General features: G+C 76.1%; 9 protein-coding genes. 7 read left to right on the top strand and 2 right to left on the bottom strand.

The features are described from left to right. The first annotated feature begins 200 nt into the window (after positions 1 to 200). The 7 genes from BJ999_RS25385 to BJ999_RS25355 are packed head-to-tail and all read left to right on the top strand — an operon-like array spanning position 201 to position 20,696. The gene (locus BJ999_RS25385) at positions 201 to 2,513 is read left to right on the top strand and encodes a hypothetical protein (RefSeq protein WP_179835613.1); all 2,313 of its coding nucleotides are present in this window, start codon (positions 201 to 203) and stop codon (positions 2,511 to 2,513) included. Next, positions 2,510 to 11,917, top strand: coding sequence for a DUF6603 domain-containing protein (locus BJ999_RS25380; protein ID WP_179835612.1), 9,408 nt, complete (start codon positions 2,510 to 2,512; stop codon positions 11,915 to 11,917). The genes BJ999_RS25385 and BJ999_RS25380 overlap by 4 nt, the downstream gene beginning before the upstream one ends. Further along, positions 11,914 to 13,131, top strand: a complete 1,218-nt coding sequence (locus tag BJ999_RS25375; protein WP_179835611.1) for a hypothetical protein — start codon at positions 11,914 to 11,916, stop codon at positions 13,129 to 13,131. Before BJ999_RS25380 ends, BJ999_RS25375 begins: the two co-directional genes overlap by 4 nt. After that, positions 13,128 to 13,892, top strand: coding sequence for a hypothetical protein (locus BJ999_RS25370; RefSeq protein ID WP_179835610.1), 765 nt, complete (start codon positions 13,128 to 13,130; stop codon positions 13,890 to 13,892). The genes BJ999_RS25375 and BJ999_RS25370 overlap by 4 nt, the downstream gene beginning before the upstream one ends. Beyond that, positions 13,889 to 19,162, top strand: a complete 5,274-nt coding sequence (locus BJ999_RS25365; RefSeq protein ID WP_179835609.1) for an RICIN domain-containing protein — start codon at positions 13,889 to 13,891, stop codon at positions 19,160 to 19,162. The genes BJ999_RS25370 and BJ999_RS25365 overlap by 4 nt, the downstream gene beginning before the upstream one ends. Next, positions 19,159 to 19,812 carry a hypothetical protein gene (locus BJ999_RS25360; RefSeq protein ID WP_179835608.1) on the top strand — a complete coding sequence of 218 codons (654 nt, stop codon included), beginning with the start codon at positions 19,159 to 19,161 and terminating at the stop codon, positions 19,810 to 19,812. The genes BJ999_RS25365 and BJ999_RS25360 overlap by 4 nt, the downstream gene beginning before the upstream one ends. Next, a complete protein-coding gene (locus BJ999_RS25355) occupies positions 19,809 to 20,696 on the top strand; it encodes an ATP-grasp domain-containing protein (protein ID WP_179835607.1) in 888 nt (295 codons plus the stop codon). Before BJ999_RS25360 ends, BJ999_RS25355 begins: the two co-directional genes overlap by 4 nt. Positions 20,697 to 20,939: 243 nt before the next feature. On the opposite strand, the gene BJ999_RS25350 is transcribed toward BJ999_RS25355, so the two are convergent. Continuing rightward, complete coding sequence (locus BJ999_RS25350; RefSeq protein ID WP_179835606.1) at positions 20,940 to 21,734, bottom strand: SDR family NAD(P)-dependent oxidoreductase; 795 nt, start codon at positions 21,732 to 21,734, stop codon at positions 20,940 to 20,942. A 231-nt stretch (positions 21,735 to 21,965) separates the two neighbouring features. After that, complete coding sequence (locus BJ999_RS25345) at positions 21,966 to 22,724, bottom strand: phytanoyl-CoA dioxygenase family protein (protein WP_218935218.1); 759 nt, start codon at positions 22,722 to 22,724, stop codon at positions 21,966 to 21,968. Positions 22,725 to 22,899 lie beyond the last annotated feature (175 nt).

The following is a 22,899-nucleotide window of genomic DNA, read 5'->3' as shown; positions in this document are numbered from 1 at the left end:
TGGTCCCGGGATGTCCCTGAATCGGGACATCTAAGGACTGGTTGTACAAAGCGGAAAGCTATGTTTTGATCAACCCGCTCGGCCCGCCGATGGGATCACGGGGTCCTTCGGTCAGCCATGTGGGGGAAACACATGATCGGACTTGCTCTGCGTAAGCCTGCCCGGAATCGCTTCGTGCGCACCTTCGCGCGGGAGGCGGCGTGACCGCCGCGGCCGCCGCGAAACCGGCCCTGAGCAGCGTGAAGAAGGCCGTGGCGGCCAAGCCGCCGGCCCCGCCCGCGCCGCCGCCTCCGCCCAGCAAGGTGGAGTCCAACGTGACGCTGTGGAATTTCACCCAGCCCAACGGGGGGAAGCTCGCCGAGGCCGCGTGGCCCGCGGTGGTCAACGGCACGCTGGCGGTGACCACCGGCGACCCGGCGGCGGAGGCCACCGGGCCCCGTCGGCTGTCGGCCTTCCTCGGCCTGGGCGCCGACCTGCGCGGGCTCGCGGCGGCGATCGAGCCGATCGTCAACAAGGGCGCGCTGGACCCCAAGGACGCGCCCAAGGACGCCACCGACCTCAAGCTCACCCAGAACGAGCTGGAGAAGGCCCTGGCGGTCTATCTCGGCCTGAACATCCCCCCGCTCCGCCCGACCGAGTGGAAGGTCGGCCGACGGGTGATCCTGCCGATCGAGGTGGAGATCGTCCCGCCCGCGGTCCCGCGCTGGAAGGTCGGGCGCGCGCAGATGCGCGAATGGGCCCGGCTGATCAGGCCCGAGGAGGAGGCGGGGCTCCAGCTGACGGTGCGGCTGCCCGTCGAGCCGCTGCCGGCGACGACCGAGGCCGACCACCGCCCGCTGGAGCTCAAGGCCCAGGTGGCGACGCGGCTGGGCACGCTGACCAAGCCGGTCGCCAAGCCCGAGGAGGTCGCCGCGCTCGGTGCCGAGGTCCGTGCCGGGGTGCTGGTCAACCCGTTCGAGGGAATCTTCTACCAGATCGAGCTGATGCGGCAGCTCCGCCGCGACCGGCCCGAGCTCGAACTGCCCGTCACGCTGGCCATCCTGTCCGGCTTCTCCGAGCACCAGGCCGCGGTCACCGGCTGGACGATGGGCGGCAACGCGCTGTTCCGCCGGCTCTGGGACGCGCTGCGCCGCAAGGGCGACGGCGTTCCGGTCGCCGACAAGCCCGCGGTGGCCGGCGCGCGCGCCCTGCTCGCCGGAGCGCTGGGCCTGGCCGCCAATGGGACGGCCGCCTGGTACTCACCGACCGAGCGCGGTCCGTCGGTGCCCCCGGTGGACCTGTTCCTGGCGCCCGCCCAGCTCCTGCGCAAGAGCCCGAACGGCAAGGACGTCTACCTCACCGTGGTCTACGGGCGGCTCATGGCGGCCGGCGTCCGCGACAACACCGGGAAGTACTACGGCCCGGCGGCGCTGGGCGGCATGGACCTGGTGGACTTCGTCGGGGACGATCCCGCGTTCCTCGGCCCGGCCCCCGGCTCCACGCTGCTCCAGTGCTGGGACCTGGTCAAGAAGATCGCCCCCAACGAGGGGAAGCTGGACGGCCTGCGGCTGGCCGACGGGGGCATCGTGTCGATCGGCATCCAGCAGTGGACGATCGCCGCCGACGACGAGCTGACCGTCGTGCTGTACCAGTTCATGCGGATGGCTCCGGACCACTTCGACCTGTTCTTCGGCATCCGCGGGATGCAGTTGCGGGTGTGGGGCCTCGCCGACACCACCGAGCCGACACCCGACAAGATCGACGAGGCCAACCCCTACCTGCGCCCGCGGTCCCGGCCCGACACCCCCGAGACCTGGCGCAGCGCGTACGCCTCGAGGCCGGCCGGCGACTGGGGCGACGCCGGCACCGGGCCCGCCGACGACGGCGTCCCGAGCCGGGTCAAGCTGGTGTGGCTCAAGTACAGCGCACCCGGCGGCCCGGTCGAGACGCCCCAGCCGATCAGGTCGGGCACCGCGCACCGCTGGGCGCTGTTCGGCGGCGCGGAGAACGCGGCCAAGCAGGTGATCTTCGACCCGCTCTGGGGCGGCATCTCCCGCCTGGCCTCCCAGACCTCGCGGGAGCTGTGCACCGCGCAGCTCCAGACCGCCGTGTTCCGGTTCCAGCGCCTGTGGAACCAGGTGAACGGGATGTATCCGACCACCGACGCCCCCGGCGGAAAGCAGTACCCGTTCCGCCGGCTCGTCTCCTCGCAGTTCTTCGCGGCCGCCGTGATCGACGCGCACATCAACGTCCCCGGGCTGGTGGCCGCCGACCTCGACACGGCGTTCCGCAACACCTACGCCCGCAAGCCGTACACGCTGGTCGGCACCGAGGCCGACGACCACTTCCTGATGCGGATGGCGATCAACTTCGTGCTCGCCCGGCGCGTGTACAAGAGGAACAAGGACTCCCGGGACCACAACATCGTCGCCCTTCACGACAAGCCCGTGATCCCGGCGACCAGGGACAAACCGGCCAGGGATCCCGGTCTGAACGCCACTCCCGGCAGCTTCACGGGGTGGCCCGCGCCATGATCCCCGACACCATGACGGCCGAGGTCAGCGCCCTCGGCCGGGCCATCGGCCTGTTCGACGGCCCCTCCGATGACCTGTCCCTCAACACCGCGTTCTTCGCCTCGCCCGCCGAGCACGTCGCGCGGGTGCTGGCCGACCCCGACCAGCGCGACGCCGCGCTGGAGGCCCTCGATCTCCTGCTGCCGCACGCGGCGCTGGAGGAGGAGACCCGGCTGCACCCGCTGGTGGAGCCCACCGACGTCGGCGGCCTCTACCTCGGCGTGACCCGCACCGGCGCCGGCGCCGCCACGCAGATCCTGCTGGACCTGCGGGCCGTCGCCCAGCCCGGCCCCACCGCGCCCCGCGTCACCGCGACCGTGCCGCTGGTGGCCGTCCGCAACGGCGCGCTCGCGGTCGTGACCGGCGAGGCCGCCCACCCGGTCGAGTTGACCGCCACCGTGCGGCTGCCCGGCGATGGCGCCCGGCTGACCGCGTCGCTGTCGATGGCCGGGACCGGTCCCGGCGGCGCCGCGGCCCGGTTCCGGGTCCGGTACCGCCCCGGGCCCGCCTCGACCCTGCCGCCGCTGGACCTGGATCCGATCGCCGTGCCGGAGGGCCTGGCGCAGCTCGCCGCCGCCCTGGTCGACGCGCTGCTGTCGGCGGCCGAACAGCCGGCGCAGGTGCGCGCCCTGGCCGGCCACCTGACCGGGCTGCTCGGCCTGTCCGACGGGCTGCCGGCGCTGCCGCTGGCCGGCCTGGTCCACGACCCGACCGCGATGCGCGGCTGGCTGGCCGGGCTGGCCGGCTCGACCCTGGCCGACGGCCGGTCGGCGCTGGTGGCCTGGCTGCGGCACATCGCCGGGCTGCTGGGTGACCTGCCGATGTCCGCGCCCGCCGCGGGCGCTCCCACCGAGGAGCAGCCCGTGGTGCTGCGGCTGACCGCGCCGGGCCCCGGCCCGGCGGTGCTGGCCCGGGTGTGGCTGCGGGCCGCGCCCGACAGCGGCACCCCGGTGCTGGTCGTCGCGCTGGCCGCCGAGTTCGCCGTCGCGGCGGCCGGCGCGGTCGTCTGCGGCGAGGGCATCCTGCTGGCGCTGCCGCTGCACGGCACCGGCCCCACCGTGCTCGCCGAGCGCGCCGAGGTGACCGTGCGCCGGGCGGCGGCGTCCGGCCCGCTCGTCCCCGCCGGCCCCGCGACCCACGGGTTCGGGATGGGCTCGCTGCGGGCCGGGCTGCGCTACGACGCCTCCGGGCTCGGCCCCGTGCTGGAGTTGCGCGACGTCGTCACCCCCGACCACGTGTTCCCCCGCCTGGACCTGACCGACGCGTCCTCGCTCGGCAGCGCCGCGGCCGGCGCGCTGGAGGACGCGCTGGAGGAGGGCCTCGGCGCCGCCGGGCCGTTCGCCGGCGCGGTCCGGACGCTGCTGGGCCTGGCCATGACCCCCGGCACCGACATCGGCGGCCTGGCCACCGCGCCGACCCGCGAGCTGGCCGCCTACTACCGGGAGTTGCGGCAGACCGCCGACGGCTGGCGCCGCCTGCTCGCCGCGATCGGCGGGCTGCTCGGCTCGGGCCGCCCGGGCGACCTGGCACCGGTGAGCGGTGCCGGCACCGCCGCCGACCCTTGGGTCCTGCCGCTCGGCTGGTGGCCCGGCATCACCGCCGCGACCGGCGGCTTCGCTCTCGCCCTGTGGGACGAGGGGACCGCCGGCGCGCCCCGCCTGCACCTGGGGCTGCGGCTGCGCCTCGCGTCCGCCGCGCAGGCCGACACCGCCTGGGCGGTGTCGGCGCAGGCCGCGCTGCTGGCCGCCGACCTGGCGCCCGAGGGCGGTGGCGTCCGCTGGCTGGGCGGCGTCCGCGCCGACCTGGCCGTCACCCCGCCCGGCGAGGAGCTGGACGGCGACCTCGGTTTGGCCACCGGCGACCTGCGCGCCTTCGCCGCCTGGGCGCCCGGCAGGCCGCTCACCGCGCAGGTGACCCTGGAGGACGTGCGGCTGACCGTCGCCGGCGAGCAGCTCGACCTGGGCACGCTGCGGCTGCCGGCCGACGCCGACGCCTCCAGCGGCACGTTCGGCCTGGCCATCAGCCCCGTCCAGGCGGTGGACGTGCTGCGCGCCGTCGTCGCCCGCGCGGCCGCCTCCTGGGGCGGCCCGGGCGCCGGCCTGCTGCCGTCGATCCTGGGCATGGGCCGCTCGGCGCGGCTGCCTGAGGGCGCCCCCGCGATCGAGCCTCCCGACCCCGCCGACGCCGGCTCCCTGCTGGAGCGGCCGCTGGAAGCGCTGCGCTCCTGGGCCGCCGCCCTGGTCTCCGCGCAGGCGGGTGTCACCGCCGCGGGCCTGCCCTACCTGTCCGAGGCCCGGTGGCCGTTGCAGGCTTTCCTCACCGACCGGGTGGGCCTGTTCGAGGACATCGGCGCGGCGGGCCCCGCCCCGGCGGGCCACGGCACCGCCGCCGACCCCTGGACCGTGCCACTCCAGCCGCACGACCGGCCCGCCGCCGAACTGCTCACCTGGACGCTGCCCGGCGGGCCGCCCCCGGAATGGGCCGGGGCGGTGACCGCGCGCCTGGAGAGCGAGACGCTCGACACCACCGACCTGGACTACGTGGCCGACCTCGCCGCCGACCTCGGGCCGTTCGTCGGCGAGGCCACCGCGGCGCTCGGCTCGGGCACCGAGGCCCTCGGGTCGCTGCGGCTGCTGCGGGACCTGTTCGCCGAGGGCGACGGCGTCGTCCCGGCGGGCGCGGCCGGGCGCGGCCCCGGCTCCGCTGAGGTGGCGACTCCCGTTACCGCGGCGCACCACATGCTGCCCCGGTCCCGCGACGCCATCCGGGCCGCGCTCGGCACGGTGCGCTCGCTGACCGCCGGCCTGGGCACCGTGCCCTGGTCGGTCGTGCTGGTCGCGCCCTCGTTCGCCGGGGACGACTGCTGGTCCGGCCTGGTCGCCGCGGCCACCGGGCCCGGCGGGCCGCTGCCCGCGTCCGCCGCGGTCGCGACCGTCGACCTGCGCGGCGTCCCCGACCCGCTGCACGCCGACCTGAGCACCATCGGCGCGGCGCCGGTCTACGTCGTGCGGCTGGGGGAGGAGGCGGAGCACACCGCCGTCCACCAGGCCGCGCAGCTGCGCCGCGTCCTGGACCGGATCGCCGTCGCGCGGCCCGGCGGGCGCACGGTGCTGGTCGCCCATTCGGTCGCGGGCGTGGCCGCCCGCAGGCTGGTCGCGGACCTGGCCGCCGAGCCGGCCACCTCGGTGCTCGGGCTGGTCACGCTCGGCACGCCGCTGAAGCCGGTGGACGTCAGCGCGCTGACCGGCCCCGGCGTGCGCAACGCCGCCCGGCTCGTCCGCGGGGTCGCGCCGTACGGCCTGGGCGCCGAGGGCGCGGACGACATGCTCGTGTTCCTGGCACCCACGCAGGACGACCTGGACCCGTACGGGCGGGAACTGCCCGCCGCGACCGTCGCGGTGGAGGGGCCAGGGCTGCTGCCCGCCGCCCGGTTCGCCGCGGTTCCGGCGACACCGCCGGACGTCCGCGGCATCCCCGTCCTGGCCATCACCGGTGAGTTGCCCGGCGGCACGCTGGCCACGCGGCTGGCCGACCTGGTCGCCGGCGCCGCGGCCGCCGGAGCCCCCGGTGAGCAGGTCACCCACCTGGCCCACGGAGTGCGGATCGGGCTGCCCAAGCCCCCCGGGCCGGCCGGCGCGGTCTCCGTCGAGGCCGACGTGCGGCTGGACCTGGGCCGAGTCCCGGTCGTGGCCGGCGCGCCCGAGCCGCCGGCGCCGCGGGCCGGGTTGGTCGCCCGGGTACGGCTGGCCCGCGCCGGCGGGCCGCTGCTGGACACCGAGACCGGCGCCGTCCCCGAAACGGGGGCGCGGATCGGGACCCTGGAGGCCACCGTCACAGTGCCCGGTGACTCCGGCGCGCCGGTGCTGGACGTCGTGCTCCGCGACGCCGCCCTCGGCGGCCGCTGGTCGCACGCCGCGGGCCTGGACGACCCGCGCACCGCGCCGCTGCTGGCCCGCCTCATCGACGCGCTCGGCCGGGAGGACCCGGCCGGCGGCGAGCCGGCCGCGTTCCTGAACCTGCTCACCGACCTGGGCCTGACCGGCACCGACGGGACGGGCAAGGTCTGGATCACCGACGCGTTCGCCGCGCTGGCCGCCGACCCCGGCGCCTACCTGGGGCCCCGGCTGGTCCCGCTGCTGGACCGCGGCACCGGCCTGTACGGCCTGGTCCGCGACGCCGGCGCGGCGGCGGGGGCCGGGCCGTGGCGCTGGCGCTCCCCGGACCTGCCGGTCGAGCTGGTCGTCACCCCGGACCCGTGGCGGGTCGCGGTCCGCACCACCGGCGCCGGGCTGACCACCGCGGCCGGTGGCCGGTTCCGCGGCGACGGCGAGGTCGAGCTCGGCGGCGCGGCGACCGCGGACTGCGCCCTGTCCCTGGCCGGCGTCGGGCTGGACCGGGGGCCGACCGGCGCGCCCCGGCTGCACGCGCCGTGGCTGGACGCGCCGCTGCCGCTGGACGCCGGGCCCGCCGAGCTGCGCGCCGCGCTGGCCCCGCTGGTGCCGCGCCTGATCGCCGACGTCTGCCTGACCGGCCTGCTCGAACGGGTCATCGGCGGGTTCGGTCCGGCCGCCGCGCTGTCGCGGCTGCTGCACGACCCGGCGGGCTGGCTGCTGGACAACCTGCTGGGCGGCGCCGGATCGGGAACGCCCGACCCGGCGGCGCTGAACGGGGTCCTGACCGACCTCGCCGACGCCGCCGGCCTGGCCCGCGACGCGGCCCGGCCGCTGGTGCTGCCCGGCAACCTGATCGTGCGGGCCGACGCGGCCCCGGCGGGCGGGACCAGGCTCTCCCTGGCCACCAACTCGCCCGTCGCGATCAGTGGGATCACCCTGGCGCTGTCGGCGGCGGTCACGCTCGCCCGCCGGCACGCCGCCGTCGGCGGCACCCTGGAGGTCGACCTGCCGCTGCCGGGCAGCTGGGGGAGCGTTCGCGTCATCGCCGGGCACGGCCCCGACGGCCCGGTGCTGGCCTTCACGCTCTCCGGGGCGGAGACCACCGTCCACCTGCTGCCCGCCGTCAAGGGGGTCGCCGAGCTCGTCGCGGCGCAGGCCGCGCGCCTGCTGCCCGAGGTGCTGGACGGCCTGACCGCCGCGGCGGCGTCGCCCGCGCCCTCCCCGCTGCTGTCGGACGCCCTCGCCGTCGCCGCGGCGCTGGGCGTCTACGACCCCGCCGCGGGGCCGGGGCACGGCTTCGCCGCCCGGGGCGACCGGCTCGCCCGGCTGGTCCGGGCGGCGCCGGGTTCCCCGGACGGCATCACCGCCGCCGGGGTGAGCGCCACCGCCACACTGCTGGGCCGGCTGCTCGGAGGCATCGTCTCCTCGCCCGCGCCCGGCGCGCTGCGGGTGTCCACCCCGGTCCTGGGCGGGAACCTCGTCCTCGACGCCGTCGCCGTCCCCGGCTCGGCCCAGCCCGCCCTGCTGGTCGGGCTGACCGGCCTGAACCTCCAGACACCGGCCGGCGGGCAGGTCAGCGCCGGGGTCACCGCCGACGTGACGGTCGGCCGCTCCGGCACGGCCCTCACCGCCGCCGCCCGGCTCGCGACCCGCCTGGACACCGGCGCCGGGATCGTGCTGACGCCCCGGCTGGACCTGTCGGCGGGCTCGGACGGACGGCTGCGCGTCACCCTGCGCCCGCTCGGCGACGACCAGGTCGTCGTCGCGCTCGCCCCCGTCCCGGCGGCGATCACCGCCGCCGACGCGGCCCGGCTCGCCCGGTCGTGGGTCGTCCCGCTGGCGACCCGGCTGATGATGCGGGCGGCCGACACCTGGCTGTCGCGCCCCCTGTGGGACGGCCCCACCGGCAGGAACACCCGGGACCTGCTGCGCGCGGCCAAGGTCGTGGACGACCAGGACCGGCTGCTGCCGCTGCCCGGCCCGGCGGCCGCACTGCGGGACCTGCTCGGCGTGCTGGACGGGGTCGCCGTCCCGCTGCCGGGCGGCCTGGGGCTGGGCCTGGCCCGCTCCGGAACCCTGCTGGGCCTGCGCCTCACCGGCCAGGCCGAGATCACCGCCGGGGAGTACCGGGTCGAGCTGCATGCGGGCCTGCCCGCCGCAACGGGCGTCGCCTGGCCGGCGGCGGAGAACGGCGTGACGCTGATGCTGCTGGACACCGCCGGGACGGCGCCGGGCCTGGTCCCCGCGCTGCGGTTCGGCGGAGTCGGCGCGACGGTGCGGCGCCGCGACGGCGCCGCCGTCATCGACGCGGGCGGCGTCCGCCTCGGCCACGCGTCCGGCTTCGTCCGCGCCGAGGTCGCGCTGCCGGTCGGCGGGACCCCGCGCCGCGCCACCACCGCGGGCTCGCTGGGGGCGGCGGCCGTGCTCGGTGGGCTGGGCCTGCCGCTGCTGACCGCCCCGGGCCCTGCCAACGACCCGGTCACGGGCGGGATTCTGGCGCCCGGGACCGGCGACGGCACCCCTGCCAACCCGCCGATCGACGTGGTGGTCGCCTCCGGCCCGACCGGGCCGCAGGTCGTGCTGAACGGCACCGACAACGCCGAGCCTCGCTGGCTCCCGGTGCAGAAGTCGTTCGGCCCGCTGCACCTGGACCAGCTCGGCCTGGCCCACCGCAAGCTCACCGGCCCCGAGCACGCCGGCCACCCCGACGCCGTCGCGCTGTTCTTCGACGGCAGCCTCGCCCTGGCCGGCATGTCGATCAAACCGGACGGGCTGCGGCTGCTGGTCCCGCTGGACGACCTGGCCGAGCCCGGCGAGTGGGAGGTCGGCCTGGACGGCCTGGCGGTCTCGCTGGACCTGCCCTCGGTGCGGGTCGCCGGCGGGCTCACCCGGACGGTGGCCGACGGCGTCGCCGAGTACACCGGCGAACTGTCGGTCGACGTGGCAGGCCGCGGCTTCACCGCGATCGGCGGCTACTCCAAGGGCGCCGACGGCGTCACCTCGCTGTTCGTGTTCGTCGCGCTGCCGTTCGCGCTGGGCGGCCCGCCCTACCTGTTCGTCGAGGGCCTGGCGGGCGGCGTCGGCTACAACCGGGCGCTGGTGGTCCCCACCGACCCGATCGCCGCCGCGTCCTTCCCGCTGGTGCAGGCGGTCCAGGAAGGCGGCGTCGGGCAGCCCCGCGACCCCGAATCGCAGCTCGCCGCGCTGCGCAAGGTCGCCCCGGCCCGCCGGGGCAGCCACTGGGTCGCGGCGGGCGTGCGGTTCTCCAGTTTCGAGCTGGTGCACACCAGCGCGGTCGCCTACGCCGCCCTCGACCGCGGCTTCCAGGTCGGCCTGCTCGGCGTCTCGCGCATGGTGCTGCCGATGGCCGGGCCGGCCATCGCCAACGTCGAGCTCGCGATCAACGCCCGGTTCGACTCCACCGAGAGCCTGCTGTCCATCCGCGCCCAGCTCACCGACAACTCCTGGCTGCTGTCGCGCGACTGCCAGCTCACCGGCGGCTTCGCGTTCGTCATCTGGTTCCGCGAACGCCGGTTCGTGCTGACCATCGGCGGCTACTCGCCGTGGTTCGACCCCGAGGGCTTCCCGGTGGTGCCGCGCGTCGGCATCCGCTGGGCGGTCTCCAAGGAGATCTCGGTCAAGGGTGAGGCGTACTTCGCCGTCGTGCCCGGGTTCATGATGTTCGGCGGCCGGATCGAGGCCGCCTACAACACCGACATCGTCCGGCTGTGGTTCACCGCGTGGCTGGACGTCCTGCTGGGCTGGGACCCGTTCTACTACCGCGTCGACATGGGCGTGGAGGTCGGCGCGACGTTCCGGCTGCGGGTGTGCTTCATCGCCTGTGTGACGATCCGGGTCAGTGTCAGCCTGGGCGTGTCGCTCCAGATCGAGGGGCCGCCGCTGCACGGCCGCGCCCGGGTCGACCTGGCGGTCGCCTCGGTGACGGTGCACATCGGCGACCCGGTACCGCCCCCGCCGGCGTACCTGACCTGGCTGGCCTTCAGCCGCCGTTACCTGGCCGGGCCCACCGGCCCGGCGGTGGTGGCGGTCTCGGCGGGCGCCGCGGCCGACACCGGCCCGGCCGCGACCGGCGCGAACCCGCCCGACGGGTCACAGGCCAACCCGTGGCCGGTCCAGGCGGCGGCGCGGCTGCGCACCGAGAGCCGCATCCCGGCGACGCGCGCCAAGGTCGGCGAGACCGCGGTCCCGCTCACCGGCATCACCGTCGGCGGGCCCGCCCCGCTGCACCCGACGCCGTGCGGGAACAAGGTCCTGCCGTACTTCCGCGTCACCCACCAGGTCGCGGTAACCGGATCGAACGGCGCCGCGCCGAACTCGATGGTGGTGACGCCGCGGCAGGGCGGCTTCCAGGCGGCGCTGTGGCAGCCCGCCCCCGCCCCCGGCGACCAGCCGCAGAACGTGGACGGCCTGTCCGCGCTCGGCGGCGTCGACCTGGACTTCATCACCACCCCCACCGGTGCCCCGGTGACGGTCCGGCCCGAGATCACCGCCGTCAGCACCCCGCTGCCGTTCGGGGCGCCCGCCGGGCGCGCCCGGGCGGCCACGGCCCTGACCGCCGAACCGGCGCCGCCCGCCCCGACCCGCCGCACGCCGGCTGCCCCGGGGCCGAGGCTGATCGGGGTGGTGCACCCCGGCGGCCGCCGGGTGACCAGGCCCGCACCGGCGCCCCTGGCCGCGCTCGCCGCGACCGACGACGCCGTCGCGCTCGCCCCCGAGACGGGGTACGTGTGGCGCGTCTCCGCCGGGGAGCGCGCGCGGCTGGCCGTCGAGCACGGCCGGGCGCGGGTGGTGTGCGTGTCCGGGTCCGGGCACGTGCTGGCCGACCGCGTCGTGGACGCCGCGGCCAAGGCGTTCACCCCGCCGGAGGGCACCTCGCACGTCATGGTCGGCGACGTGGCGGGCCTGCCCGCCGGGGCCCCGGGCTGGCATGTCGGGACGCCCGTCGTCCAGGTGCTGCCGGGTGTGGCGCTGGCCGGGCGGGCGACGCTGCTGCCGGACGGCCCGGTGCCGATGCCCGCCGCGCCCGACCAGGTCGTCCTGCTCAGCGCCGGAGACCTGCTGCGGAACCGGGGCGGCTGCCGGACGCTGCTGCCACCGGCCACCACGGTCGTGCAGGTCCTGGTGGAGCGCGCTGACGGCACCGCCGGGGCCGCCGCCGACCTGGACGGCGCCGTCACCATCGACGGCCGCACCGTCCGCGGCGAGGCCCTGCGCACCGCCTCGGGGATGGGCCTGCTGGTCCAGGTGCCGCCCCGCGACCACGGCGCGGACCTGCCGGTGCAGGTGGATCTGGAACTGCCCGGCGGCTGGTCCGCGGTCGCGGTGCACGCGGTCGCGCGGCGCGAGGACGAGGCAGCCGACGAAGGGGCCGGCCAAGCGCTCGCCGCGGCCGGGACGCGGCCCGCCGTGGTGCGCTGGGCCGCCGCCGACAACGACGGGGGACGGAAATGACCGAACTGGAACCGGGACGGATCGACTTCTACGACGGAGTCGCCCCCGGACTGCGCGACGACACCTACCGGGTCCGGGTGACCACCACCGTCGAGCACAGCGCCACCGCCGACCACGCGGGCGCGCAGCCGCTGGAGGTGTTCACCGAGGACCGGTGGGTCAAGGTGGCCGGGGCGAAGTACCGGCTGGACCCCAGCGAGATCCTGTCGGTGTACCCGCCGCCCGACTCAGCGGGGGCCTACACCACCACGCTGGGGCATGTGGTGCTGCGCCGCCGCACCCTGCCCTGGGAGAAGGCGGTGGCCCCCTCCACCAGCACTCCGTGGCTGGCGCTGCTGCTACTGGACGTGAACGAGGCCACCATCAACCGCAACGTGGCCGCGCCGGACGGCACCCGCTACACGACGGTGTCGATGAGCGCGGACGTGGCTCGGGCCGCGCTGCCCCTGCGGGCCGAGGTGCCGCTGCTGTGCCACGCCCGCCAGGTCGCCCCCGGCGGCCCGGACACCGCCCGCGACGACGACGGATGGGTCGCGGTGGTGATGACCGGCCGCCTCCCGGTCGCAGGGCGCGCCTACAACATGTGCCTGGTCTCGCTGGCCGACCACGGCGCCGTCCTGGACCGCGGCAGTGTCCCGGCGACCGTCACCCTGCCGGTACTGCACGACTGGACGTTCAAGTCCGGGAGCTCGGGCACCTTCCAGAAGGTCGCGGCGGGCGTCGCGCAGAACGCGGCCGCGTTCGGCCTGTCCGCCGGGCACCCCGCCCGCCTGGACCACACCCGCCGGGACGGGACGCCGGGCGTCGCCCTGTACCGGGGCCCGATCGTGGGCGTCGCCGACGAGCCGGCCGTGGCCGCCGAGGCTGAGACGGACGTGAGCCTGTCCACCGCCCGCACGCTCGGCCGGCTGCTGGCCGCCGCCGACCGGTCCCTGGTCCGCGAGCTGAGCGAGTGGCGCCGCCGCGACCTGATGTCGGGCCTGGGCCCGCCCGCGTTCGCGGCCGGATCCACCCCGGGCGACGTCGCGGCCGAGACGGTGGCGCGCCTGTCGGGCGCGACCGCCGACCCTTGGGGCGTCCCCGATCGCGTCCGCCGCCTGCACGCCCGGCGCGACGGCGCGCTCACCCCGGCGGAGGCGCCCGGCGCCGACGGCGGCACACCCAACGGCGCGCTCCCGCAGGACGCCGGAACCGCAGCGGAGGGACGGTCATGAGCGAGGCAGGGCGCGCGGCGCTCAAGCGGGGCATGGCGGCGGCCGAGGGGCTGAGCGCCGGCGAGCCGCCGCAGGCCGTCACCGAGGCCGTCGACCGCTACCACCGGCTGATGGGCATCCCGTTCGACCACATCGTCCCAGACCCGGCCCTGCTGCCCGAGGAGTCGGTCCGCTTCTTCATCGTGGACGGCGAGTGGCTGGAGGCGCTGACCGAGGGCGTGCTGAGCGTCGGCGGGACGGGCAGCCGGGCGAGCGCGCTCGCCGCCCGGCACACCGAGCTGTACCGGAGCAGGATGCGCACCGCCGCCGCCTCGGGGCCGGTGGCGGGAATGCTGCTGCGCTCCACCCTGGTGGCGCAGTGGCCGACGTCGCAGATCCTGGCGTTCGCCGATCCGGTGCCTCCGCGCGACGCCAAGCCCGCGGGGCTCGACCCGATCGAGCCGCTGCGGTTCGAGGCACTGGCGCCGACGCTGCTGCTGGTGCTGTGGCCGCAGGTGCCGTCCGCGGTCTGGATCGAGGAACCGCACCGCGAACTGGGCCACGGCTTCCACGTCGATCCCCAGACCGGGGGGCTGGTCGTCCCGCCGGCGCCGAACACGGCCGGGGCGAACGTCCCGGTCCAGATGCGCGCGCCCCAGACCGTCGACATCGTCAGGCTGGCCGCCGATGTGGCCAAGCAGCCGGGCCGGGGCGGCAGGGCCGGCCCGGGACCGCTCGCCGCCGCGCTGCTGAGCCGCCCGTACCGGCAGGTCTTCGAATGAGCGGCGACGCGGGACGCCGCACCCCGGGGGAGAACGTGCACGAATCACAGCCGGTCCTCACCACGGCCGCCGCGCCCGACGCCGCCTCATGGCTGCTGGTCCCGGTCGCGCTGGACGTGCTGGCCCTGCGCGCCGGCGACGGCCCGGCGCAGTGGGCCGACACCGCCATGCGCGAGCCCGTCCCCGGCGGCGACGCGGTCCAGATGCTCCAGGCCGACCCGTTCACCGACCGCGCGGCGCCCCGCGCCACCGGCGCCTACCTGCACTGGGCGGTCCCCGACGCGCTCACCCACGCCGAGCAGGCGCCGCCCACCGGCGGCGAACCGGGGCCGGTGGTCTTCCCCGCCCTGCCCGAGCGGTGGCTGGTGGCCAGGCTGTCGGCCAAGGCGGGCCCCAAGCCCCGCGCCGTCCGCGCCTGGATCCTGGACGCCGCCGGGGCCGCGCCCGGCACCCCGCCCACGGTGACTCCGCTGGAGCAGTGGTCCGCGCCCGCGCCCGGCGCGGTGCCCGCCAAGCCGCTCACCGCGCTCGGCCACGGGGACTTCGGCTGGGCGGCGTACTACGACAACGTCGAGGGCAGGCTCGGTTTCCACGATCCCCTCACCGACGCCGAGGGGCCCGTCGCCTACCTGGTCTGCGGCTGGTACGCCCACCCCGAGCTCGACCCCCTGCGCCGCGCCGACACCGCGGGCTGGAAGGCGTTCACCGACCACCTCGCCGACCAGCGCTGGCGGCTGCCGGGGGACCAGTACAACGGGCTGGCGCCCACGCCCACCGGCCTCATCCTGCACGGCAGCGCCGTGTCGATCGGCTGGCCCGGCACCGGCTGGAACGGCGACCTGGGCGGCGTCCTGTCCGCAGAGACCGACTACCGGCCCGACCCGGGGGCGATCCGGCTGGCCCTGGCCGAGTCGCTGGTGGACGCCCTGGCCGCGCTGTCGGCCGAGGACGGCGGCGACCCCGCCCGGCTGACCGCCGTCCGCGCGTTCCTCGCCCAGGCCGACGGCGAGGCCGCCGGCGCCACCGGCGGCGGCACCAGCCCCGACGGGGAGTCCCGGCTGACCGCCGCGCTGCACGCGATGCGGTTCGGCGCCGCCCCGGACGTCCCGCACCAGGAGACCATCTGGCAGGCCGCCGACCCTCGCCCGGCCGCCGAACCCGCCGCCTCGGCGGCCGCGGGCACCACCGTGGCCGGGCAGTTCGTCGGCGTCGAGCGGGCCCGGCCCCGGCTGTTCGAGGCCGCCGACCCGGTGCTGGTCGTGCAGGGCGGCGGCCGCAGCTTCAAGCACGGCGGCGACGGCCGGTTCGAGGGCGACGCCCGCCTCACCGTCCGGCTCGGCGGCCAGACGGTCGCCAGCCTCGGCGCCGCCGCCGACGGCAGCGGCGGCGCGCCCGCCGGGCGGCTGGACGGGAGCGTCCTGCGTACCGGCGTCCCGGCGCTGTGCCAGGACCTGATGGTCGAGCTGGCCGCGCTGGACCCCGGCTCGGCCCCGCCGCCCGTCGGCGGCGAGCGGTCCCCGGCCCTGGCCCGCACCGACTGGTGGGCGACCTGGGACCCCTCCCTGCCCCCGGCGGCCAATGGCGGCGCGCTGCCCTCACCGGTCGCGGTCACCCCGCCCGCGCGCCCGTGGAACCCGCTGCACGCCGACTGGGAGCTGCGCTACGAGCCACTCGCCGCGACCGGCTGGCGGCTCGGCGACACCGACCTGGAGGGGGCGCCCCCGCCCGCGGTGGCCGAGCCCGCCAGGACGTTCCAGGGCCGCGCACCGCTGGCCGCCGGCCCCGCGTCCGTGCTGGCCGGCGCGACCCTGCGCGCCCAGCGCAAGGCCGTCGCCACCGGCATGGCCGGCCCCGCCGCCGCGCCCGCCGACGTCGAGCTGCTCGACCTGCTCGGCGGCCGCCTGGACGGCCTGATGAGCATGCTGCGCGGCGAGCAGCAGGGCGACCTGGTCGGCGGCGACACCCGCCCGCCGCTGCTCACCCCTCCCGCGCCGCTGCGCGCGGGCCGCACGAAGCTGACCCGGCTGCGGCTGGTGGACACCTACGGCCAGGTCGTCGAGATGGCCTCGGGCGCCCGCTCCGCCGGGCCGCCGACGCTCGTGCCGCCGTCCGCGGCCGCCGACGACGACCCGGGCACCCTCGTCCTGGCGCCCCGCTTCACCGCACCGGCGCGGGTGATCCTGCGCTACGTCGCCGCCGACGGCCGCACCAACGCCGCCGGCGCCACCGTCGAGGCCGACGACACCATCAGCCCCGTCGCCGGGTTCCTGATGCCCGACTTCGTGGACGGCTCGGCGGAGTTCTTCGACCCCGCCGGAGGCGGCCTGGGCCGGCTGCGCGCCGACGGCACCGGCGCGACCGTCTGGGAGGACGACCCCGCCCGGCCCGGCCGCCCCGGCCGGCTGGGCGCCGACCCGGCCGACGCGATCGGGCACCCGGCCTTGGCCGGGCTGGCCTCCGGCGTCGTCGGGGCCGATCGTCGCGGCGGCCCCTACGACCCGACGGCGCTGTCGTCGCTGCTCAAGGTCATCGACACGACCTGGTGGACGATCGACTTCACCGGCGAGGCCGGCGAGGAGCACCTCGCCATGCTGCTGGGCCACCCCGTCGCGGTGCTGCGCGCCGAGCTGCTGGTCGAGGTCGACGACCCGGCCGCCGACCCCGCCCTGGGCGGCGTCCCGATCGAGGTGGCGCTGGGCGCCCTGGACAGGTTCGAGGACGGCCTGGTCGGCTACCTGGCCGGCGACGACCCCGGCATCCTGAGGGTCATCGACCCGGCCGTGCTGGAGGCCGCCCGCGAGTCCGGCGAGCCGCTGGCCGAACGGTACGTCACCGGCGACCCGCTGATCGTGCGGCCCGGCGTCCCGGTGCCGCTGACGCTGCTGGTGGCGCCCAACTGCCAGGTCCACGTGCGGACCGGGCTGCTGCCCGCCAAGGCCGTCGGCATGCGCCGCTCCTGGGTGGCCGAGCCGCTGGCGAAGATGACGCCGACGTTCCGGCACGGCCCGGTCCTGGCCGACGCCGAGCACCGCCGGCTGCCGCTGCCCGCCGACGTACACGGCACCTGGACGTGGCTGCACCGCGCCGACCCCTACACCTGGGCCGCAGACGAGGTGACGGTGCTGCCGCCCGGCGGCGCCGGCGCCGCCGAGGGCAGCCCGCCGGTCCGGGCGCCCCGCGTCGAGGAGGGCTGGCTGCGGCTGGGCCTGGTCGACGCGAGCTGGGAGCAGTACGCCGTCCGCGTGGACGTCGAGGCGGTCAGCCAGGTGCCCCGGATCGTGCCCGGCAGCCCGATCAAGCGCGTCGGCGGCTCCAACGGCGGCCGGTCCTGGTCGCTGAGCGCCCAGAACACCATGGAGCTGATCCGCAGCGGCCGGTTCGACTTCTGGATGCAGCCCCGCGTCAACGGCCACCCGGCCGGCATGCCGCAGGGCGACGCCCGCCAGATCCGCGTCGTCACCGACGCCGAGGGCCGCCCCGCCCTGACCACCACCACCGCGGGCGACCTCGCCGACCCGCTGCTCACCCTCCCCGAGACGGGCATCCCGGAGATCAAGATCTTCGACCCGTCCAACCCCGGCACCTACGAGCCCAAGGACGGGTACCGCCGCCACACCGTGGCCGCCCGGCACAACGGACAGTACCTCGACGTCACCGGTGGCGCCCACGTCGTCGACCCCTACGTCCCGATCATCACCTGGCCGCTGCACGGCGGCACCAACCAGCAGTGGGCGTTCCGGTGGCACGACCACGCCTACTTCACCATCGCCGCCTGGAACAGCGGGCTGCTGCTGACCGCCGGCCCCCTGGAGAAGCCCGACCTGTCCGCGGTGTTCCAGGCCCCGCCGCCGCAGCCCGGCGCGCCCGCCGCCACCCAGCTCTGGCAGCCGGTCTCCACCGGAGACGGCCACGTGGTCATCTACCTCAAGGGCACCACCCGGTGCCTGAGCGTCGACGGCGGGCCCGAATGGATGGAGAACGGCCCGCGGACGGTGGTCACCGAGTACCAGGGGCTGCCCAACCAGCAGTGGAAGATCCGCCCGGTCGACATCGACACCCCGCTCTTCGACGCCACCGCGACGTCGATCAGCGTGCCGCAGACCATGTACACCTCCCAGGTGGAGACCCTGACGGTGCGGGTCCGCAATACCGGCAACAGCGCGTGGCGGCCCGAGGCCGGGCACGCCCTGCTGCCGGTGGGGGGGTTCGTCCAGCTCGTCTACGTCAAGGCGAACTACAGCACCGAGCGCCTGACGGCGATCCCCGTACCTCTGGTGGTGCAGCCCGGCCAGGAGGTGACGATCACCTTCCCGGCGGCCGGCGGGACCAGCCCCACCACGCTCACCGGCTCGTTCCGGATGGGCAAGGTGACCATGGTCGGCGGCATCCCGGGCGGCGTCACCGAGACCTGGGGCCAGCCGACCCCGGACCGCACGATCACGGTCGCGCAGGTCACCGGCACCCAGCTGTCAGCCACGGTCGCGGCGTCCATGCCGCCCGGCACGATCGTCGCCGGGGACAGCCCGTACGTGTGGTTCACCATCCAGAACACCGGTACCGCCGGCTGGTACCGGGAGATGGGCCACCGGATGATCAACCTGCACGGCGCGTCGGGCGACCCGCTGAGCCCGACCGACATGTCCCTGAGCACCAACCCGGTGCGGCCAGGGGAGACCACCAGCGCCGGGGCGCAGCTCCACCCCGACACCCCGGGCACCTACCAGCTGCGGATGCAGATGGCGCAGACCGCGCCCTTCGGCGCCATGTCGCCGTCCTACTCGGTGGTCGTCGCGGGCATGGTCGACGTGACGCAGGGCAACGGCGCGGCCTTCCCGACCACCTGGGTCCAGGGGTACGCGGCGTCCATCCGGGCCGTGCTGAACGCCGCGGCGCCGCGCGCGGTGCCGGTCACCGTCCGGCTGGGCAACAGCACATGGGGCACGACCTCCGTGCCCAAGGGCTCCACCGTCTCGCCGGGCGTCTCGCTGAACCTCCCGGTCGGCCGGCACACGATCACCGTGCTCTGCGCGACCCAGGCGATCACCAAGGAGGTCAACGTGATGGACCCGAAGGAGACCGAGAAGCCCGACATCGAGAAGATCGACCCGGACAAGGTCGCCTTCAAGGAGAAGGACCGCGAGTTCCCGCTGACCGAGGCCGCCGGGTCCGGCGCCCCCGCCGACGGGCCCGGCGCCACCCCGTGGATCTCCGCCGACGACCGTCCCGACGTCGGCGGCCACCTCTACGACGACGGGCCCGAGGACGGGTGATCGTCATCGTCTCCGGGAGCGGCCACCGCCCGGCCCGGCCCCTGCTGCGGGGGCTGGGCGGGGCGCGGCTCGTGACCCCCCGCGTTCTCGCCGGCCCCGGCACCCGCTGCGACCCCGCCGACCTGCCCGCCGCCACCCTCGGCACCCGCCGGGGGACGCTGGCGGCCGGCGACGTCACCGCCGTGCTGGCCTGCCTGCCCGCGGTCACCCCGTGGGACCTGCCGCACATCGCCGGACCCGAACGGAGCTTCGTCGCGGCCGAGCTGACGGCGCTGCTGGCGCTCTGGCTCCAGGCCCCGGCGCTGGTCGTCAACCGCCCGGTGCCCGGTTCGCTGTGCGGCCGCGGCCTGGACCCGGGCGACGTCCGCTGGGCCGCGGTGGAGGCGGGCCTGCCCGTCGCGGCCCGCTCCAGGGCCGAGACCCGCCTCACCCTGGTCGGCGACCGGATCCTGCCCGACGGCGCCGACCCGGCCGCCGCAGAACTGGTTCGCACCCTCGCCAAGACCCTGGACGCCACGGTCCTGTGCGTGCGCCTGGCCCGTGAACCCGACCGCGGCTGGTGCGTCCACGGCGTCGAGCCCTGGTGGCAGGCCGCGGACGGCGAGGTCACCGCCGCCCTCGGCGCCCTGATCACGGAAGGGGCACGATGATCCTGCTCTGGGGACACCCGGAAGAACGCCCCTTCGCCCAGGTCCTGAGGGCCCTGCACGCGCGCGGCGCCGACCCCCTCGTCCTGGATCAGCGCCGCCCGATGACCGTGACGTCCGGCACCGTGCGCACCGCGGGCGCCTCGTGGAACCTCGCCGGCGTGACGGCGGCGTACCTGCGCCCCTACGACGCGGCCCGGCTGCCCGCCGTCACCAGATCCCCGGCGCGTACGGCCCTGACCCGGTACGCCCGCCGCGCCGCGCCCGCCCTGTGCGCCTGGGCCGACCACGCGCCCGCCCTGGTGGTCAACCGCCCGTCGGCGTCGGCGACCAACGCCGCCAAGGCATGCCAGGGCCTGCTGGTCGAGGCGGCCGGTTTCGCGGTGCCGCCCAGCCTGGTCACCGACGACGCCCAGGCCCTCGCCGAGTTCGCCGGCGAGCACGGGGCGGTCGTGGTGAAGCCCGGCAGCGGCATCCGCGCCCGCGTCGCGCTCGCCGACGTCCACGACCCCGGCAGGATGGCCCGCCTGGCCACCTGCCCCACGTTCTTCCAGCGGCACATCCCGGGCGAGGACGTACGCGTCCACGTCGTCGGCGACCGGACCTTCGCGGTCCGGCTCGCCTCCGACGCCGTCGACTACCGAGTTCGCGACGCGGCCCTGAAGCAGAGCACGGTCGAGTTGCCCGGCGACCTCCCTGAACGCTGCGTGGCCCTGGCCCGAGCCCTGGGGCTGGTCGTCGCGGGCATCGACCTGCGCATGACCCCGGAAGGCGACTGGTTCTGCTTCGAGGCCAATCCGGCCCCCGCCTTCACCTTCTTCGCAGGAGCCGACCAGGTGGCCGAAGCCGTAGCCGACCTACTCCACGCTCACCGCCCGAGTTCGTAGACCCCCACGCCGGGGAGTACACCGGGTTCGGTGAAATCCGGTCTACCTGGAGATGCAGGTCGGGCGAGCCTGAAGGGCGTCCAGAGCGCGGAGGAGTCTGCGGAGCTCAAGCGGCTCAAGCGGGCGAACGCCGAGTTGCGGCGGGGTGGATGAGATCCTGAACCTGCCCGGAGCCCGAGGCGGCGCCGGCGCTGCTGCTATCGCGGATCCGCCGAGCCGAGGCGGTGGCCGGGCGGTCGGATGCTAGGGCAGGATCGCGTCGACGTAGCCGCCGTCGACGCGGACCGCCCCGCCGGTGGTGGCGGACGCGTGCGGCGAGCTGAGGTAGACGACCATGCTGGCGATCTCTTCTGGCTCGATGAGCCGCTGGAGCAGCGAGTTCGGGCGGTGCTCGGTCATGAAGCGGCGCTGCGCCTCGTCCCAGGGCAGGTCCTCCCCGACCATCTCGGCGACGAAGTCCTCCACGCCCGCGGTGTGGGTCGGTCCGGCCAGGACGGTGTTGACGGTGACGCCCGTGCCCGCGACGGCCTTGGCGTAGCCGCGCGAGACCGCCAGCAGCGCCGTCTTCGACACACCGTAATGCACCATCTCCGCGGGGGTCACGACCGCCGAGTCGCTGGCGATGAACTGCACGCGCCCCCAGCCCCGCTCGGTCATGCCCGGCAGGTAGAGGCGGGCGAGCCGCACTCCCGACAGCACGTTGACCTCGAAGTAGCGCCGCCACTCCTCATCGTCGATCTCCAGGACGGGCCGCGCCGAGAAGATGCCGAGGTTGTTCACCAGGATGTCGACGTCGGGCGCCTCGGCCCGCACCGCCTCAGCGCCCTCGGCGGTGGCGACATCGGCGACCACGCCCCGCAGGTCCGCCTCCGGGAGTCGCGTCCGCAGTGCGTCCAGAGCGCCGGTGACACTGTCCTCGGCCCGCCCGTTGACGATGGTCGCCGCCCCGGCCCGTGCCAGCCCCGCGGCGATGGCGTGGCCGATGCCCTTGGTGGAACCGCTGACGAAGGCGGTCCGCCCCCTGAGATCGATGTCCATGGCGGTGACCTTCCCACCTCGACGCCGGTCAGAGCTGCTGGACCCCGGAGATCTCTGGCAACTCATGTCGCTCTGCGCACCGTGTGGGGGTGCGCGAACTGTGTCCCGGCAGCGGCGGTGACGTCGCGGTCGCTCTCCAACCAGGCCGGGGCGGCCCGCGCCCCCGGCTCGACGCCGGGGTTTCTTTCAGACGCGTGACGTCATTCGTCGAATGATGCGGTTTCTTCTTGTTCACGTTGTCGGAGTGGTTCTCGGCCGCGGCTCGTCGGCGGGCTCGGCGAAGCGTGGGAAATGTTCGTCCGGAAGGGGGTCGCCCACGGTCAGGCCGAGCGGGTCGGTGACGGGGTGTGCGGGTCCGGCCGCCAAGGTCAGGTCCGCGTCCGCGTAGATGATGACGTGGGCGATACGGGGGTCGCCGGTGAGGTTGGGCGTGGCGCTGTGGGCGAGGCGGGAGTTGTGGAGCGTGCAGTCGCCCGCGCGAAGGGGGACCGTGATGCGCCGTTCCCACAGCAGTTCGGGCGCCACGGTGAACATGTCGGCATGGTTTGACAGATCCTGTGGGCGCAGGCCGTCCAGGTGCTGGGAGCCGGGGATGAACGTCATGCAGCCGCGGTCGACCGGCACGTCCACCAGCGCCACCCAGGCCGAGAGGGCATGCCGTGAACCGGCGTGCGGCCAGTACGGCTGGTCCTGGTGGAATTCCGTCGAGGCCCCGTTCCGCGGCTCCTTGATCAGCAGCTGGTCGTGCCACAGCCGCAGCGGGATCCCCGCCAGCCGGGCCGCGATGGCCGCCAGGTCGGGGTTCAGGGTGAGCTCGCGCAGGGTCTCATCGTGACGCCACAGCTGGAGCAGTTGCGTGAAGATCGTCCCGTTGTGGTGGTCCCGGACGGTGGAGCGGGCCGCCAGCGCCGCTTCGGCGAACCTGGCCGCGTCGGCCCGGGAGATCACTCCGGGCAGGTGGACGAAACCATCACGGCGATACGCTGACACGGCGTCCTGGGAAAGGTTGTCCGCAGTGGTACGGGGTTCGGGGCCGGCGACAGTCATGGCTATCTTCCTTGCCTTCTGGGGATTGCCGTCTCGACAACTGTCGCCGCCGCCTCCACCGTGCGGCTAGCACGAGAGCCCGACAGGCATAGCACGATCTTGACGAGCGTCCGTCGAG

This window comes from Actinomadura citrea, from assembly GCF_013409045.1.
Classification (GTDB): domain Bacteria; phylum Actinomycetota; class Actinomycetes; order Streptosporangiales; family Streptosporangiaceae; genus Spirillospora; species Spirillospora citrea.
The sequence above is the reverse complement of the archived record's forward strand: the minus strand, read 5'-3'. Positions and strand labels throughout refer to the sequence as shown.

Excerpts from the sequence above, each read along its gene's own strand:
- BJ999_RS25380 (WP_179835612.1), top strand. The coding sequence starts at position 2,510 with ATGATCCCCGACACCATGACGGCCGAGGTCAGCGCCCTCGGCCGGGCC.
- BJ999_RS25375 (WP_179835611.1), top strand. The coding sequence starts at position 11,914 with ATGACCGAACTGGAACCGGGACGGATCGACTTCTACGACGGAGTCGCC.
- BJ999_RS25370 (WP_179835610.1), top strand. The coding sequence starts at position 13,128 with ATGAGCGAGGCAGGGCGCGCGGCGCTCAAGCGGGGCATGGCGGCGGCC.
- BJ999_RS25365 (WP_179835609.1), top strand. The coding sequence starts at position 13,889 with ATGAGCGGCGACGCGGGACGCCGCACCCCGGGGGAGAACGTGCACGAA.
- BJ999_RS25355 (WP_179835607.1), top strand. The coding sequence starts at position 19,809 with ATGATCCTGCTCTGGGGACACCCGGAAGAACGCCCCTTCGCCCAGGTC.
- BJ999_RS25350 (WP_179835606.1), bottom strand. The coding sequence starts at position 21,734 with ATGGACATCGATCTCAGGGGGCGGACCGCCTTCGTCAGCGGTTCCACC.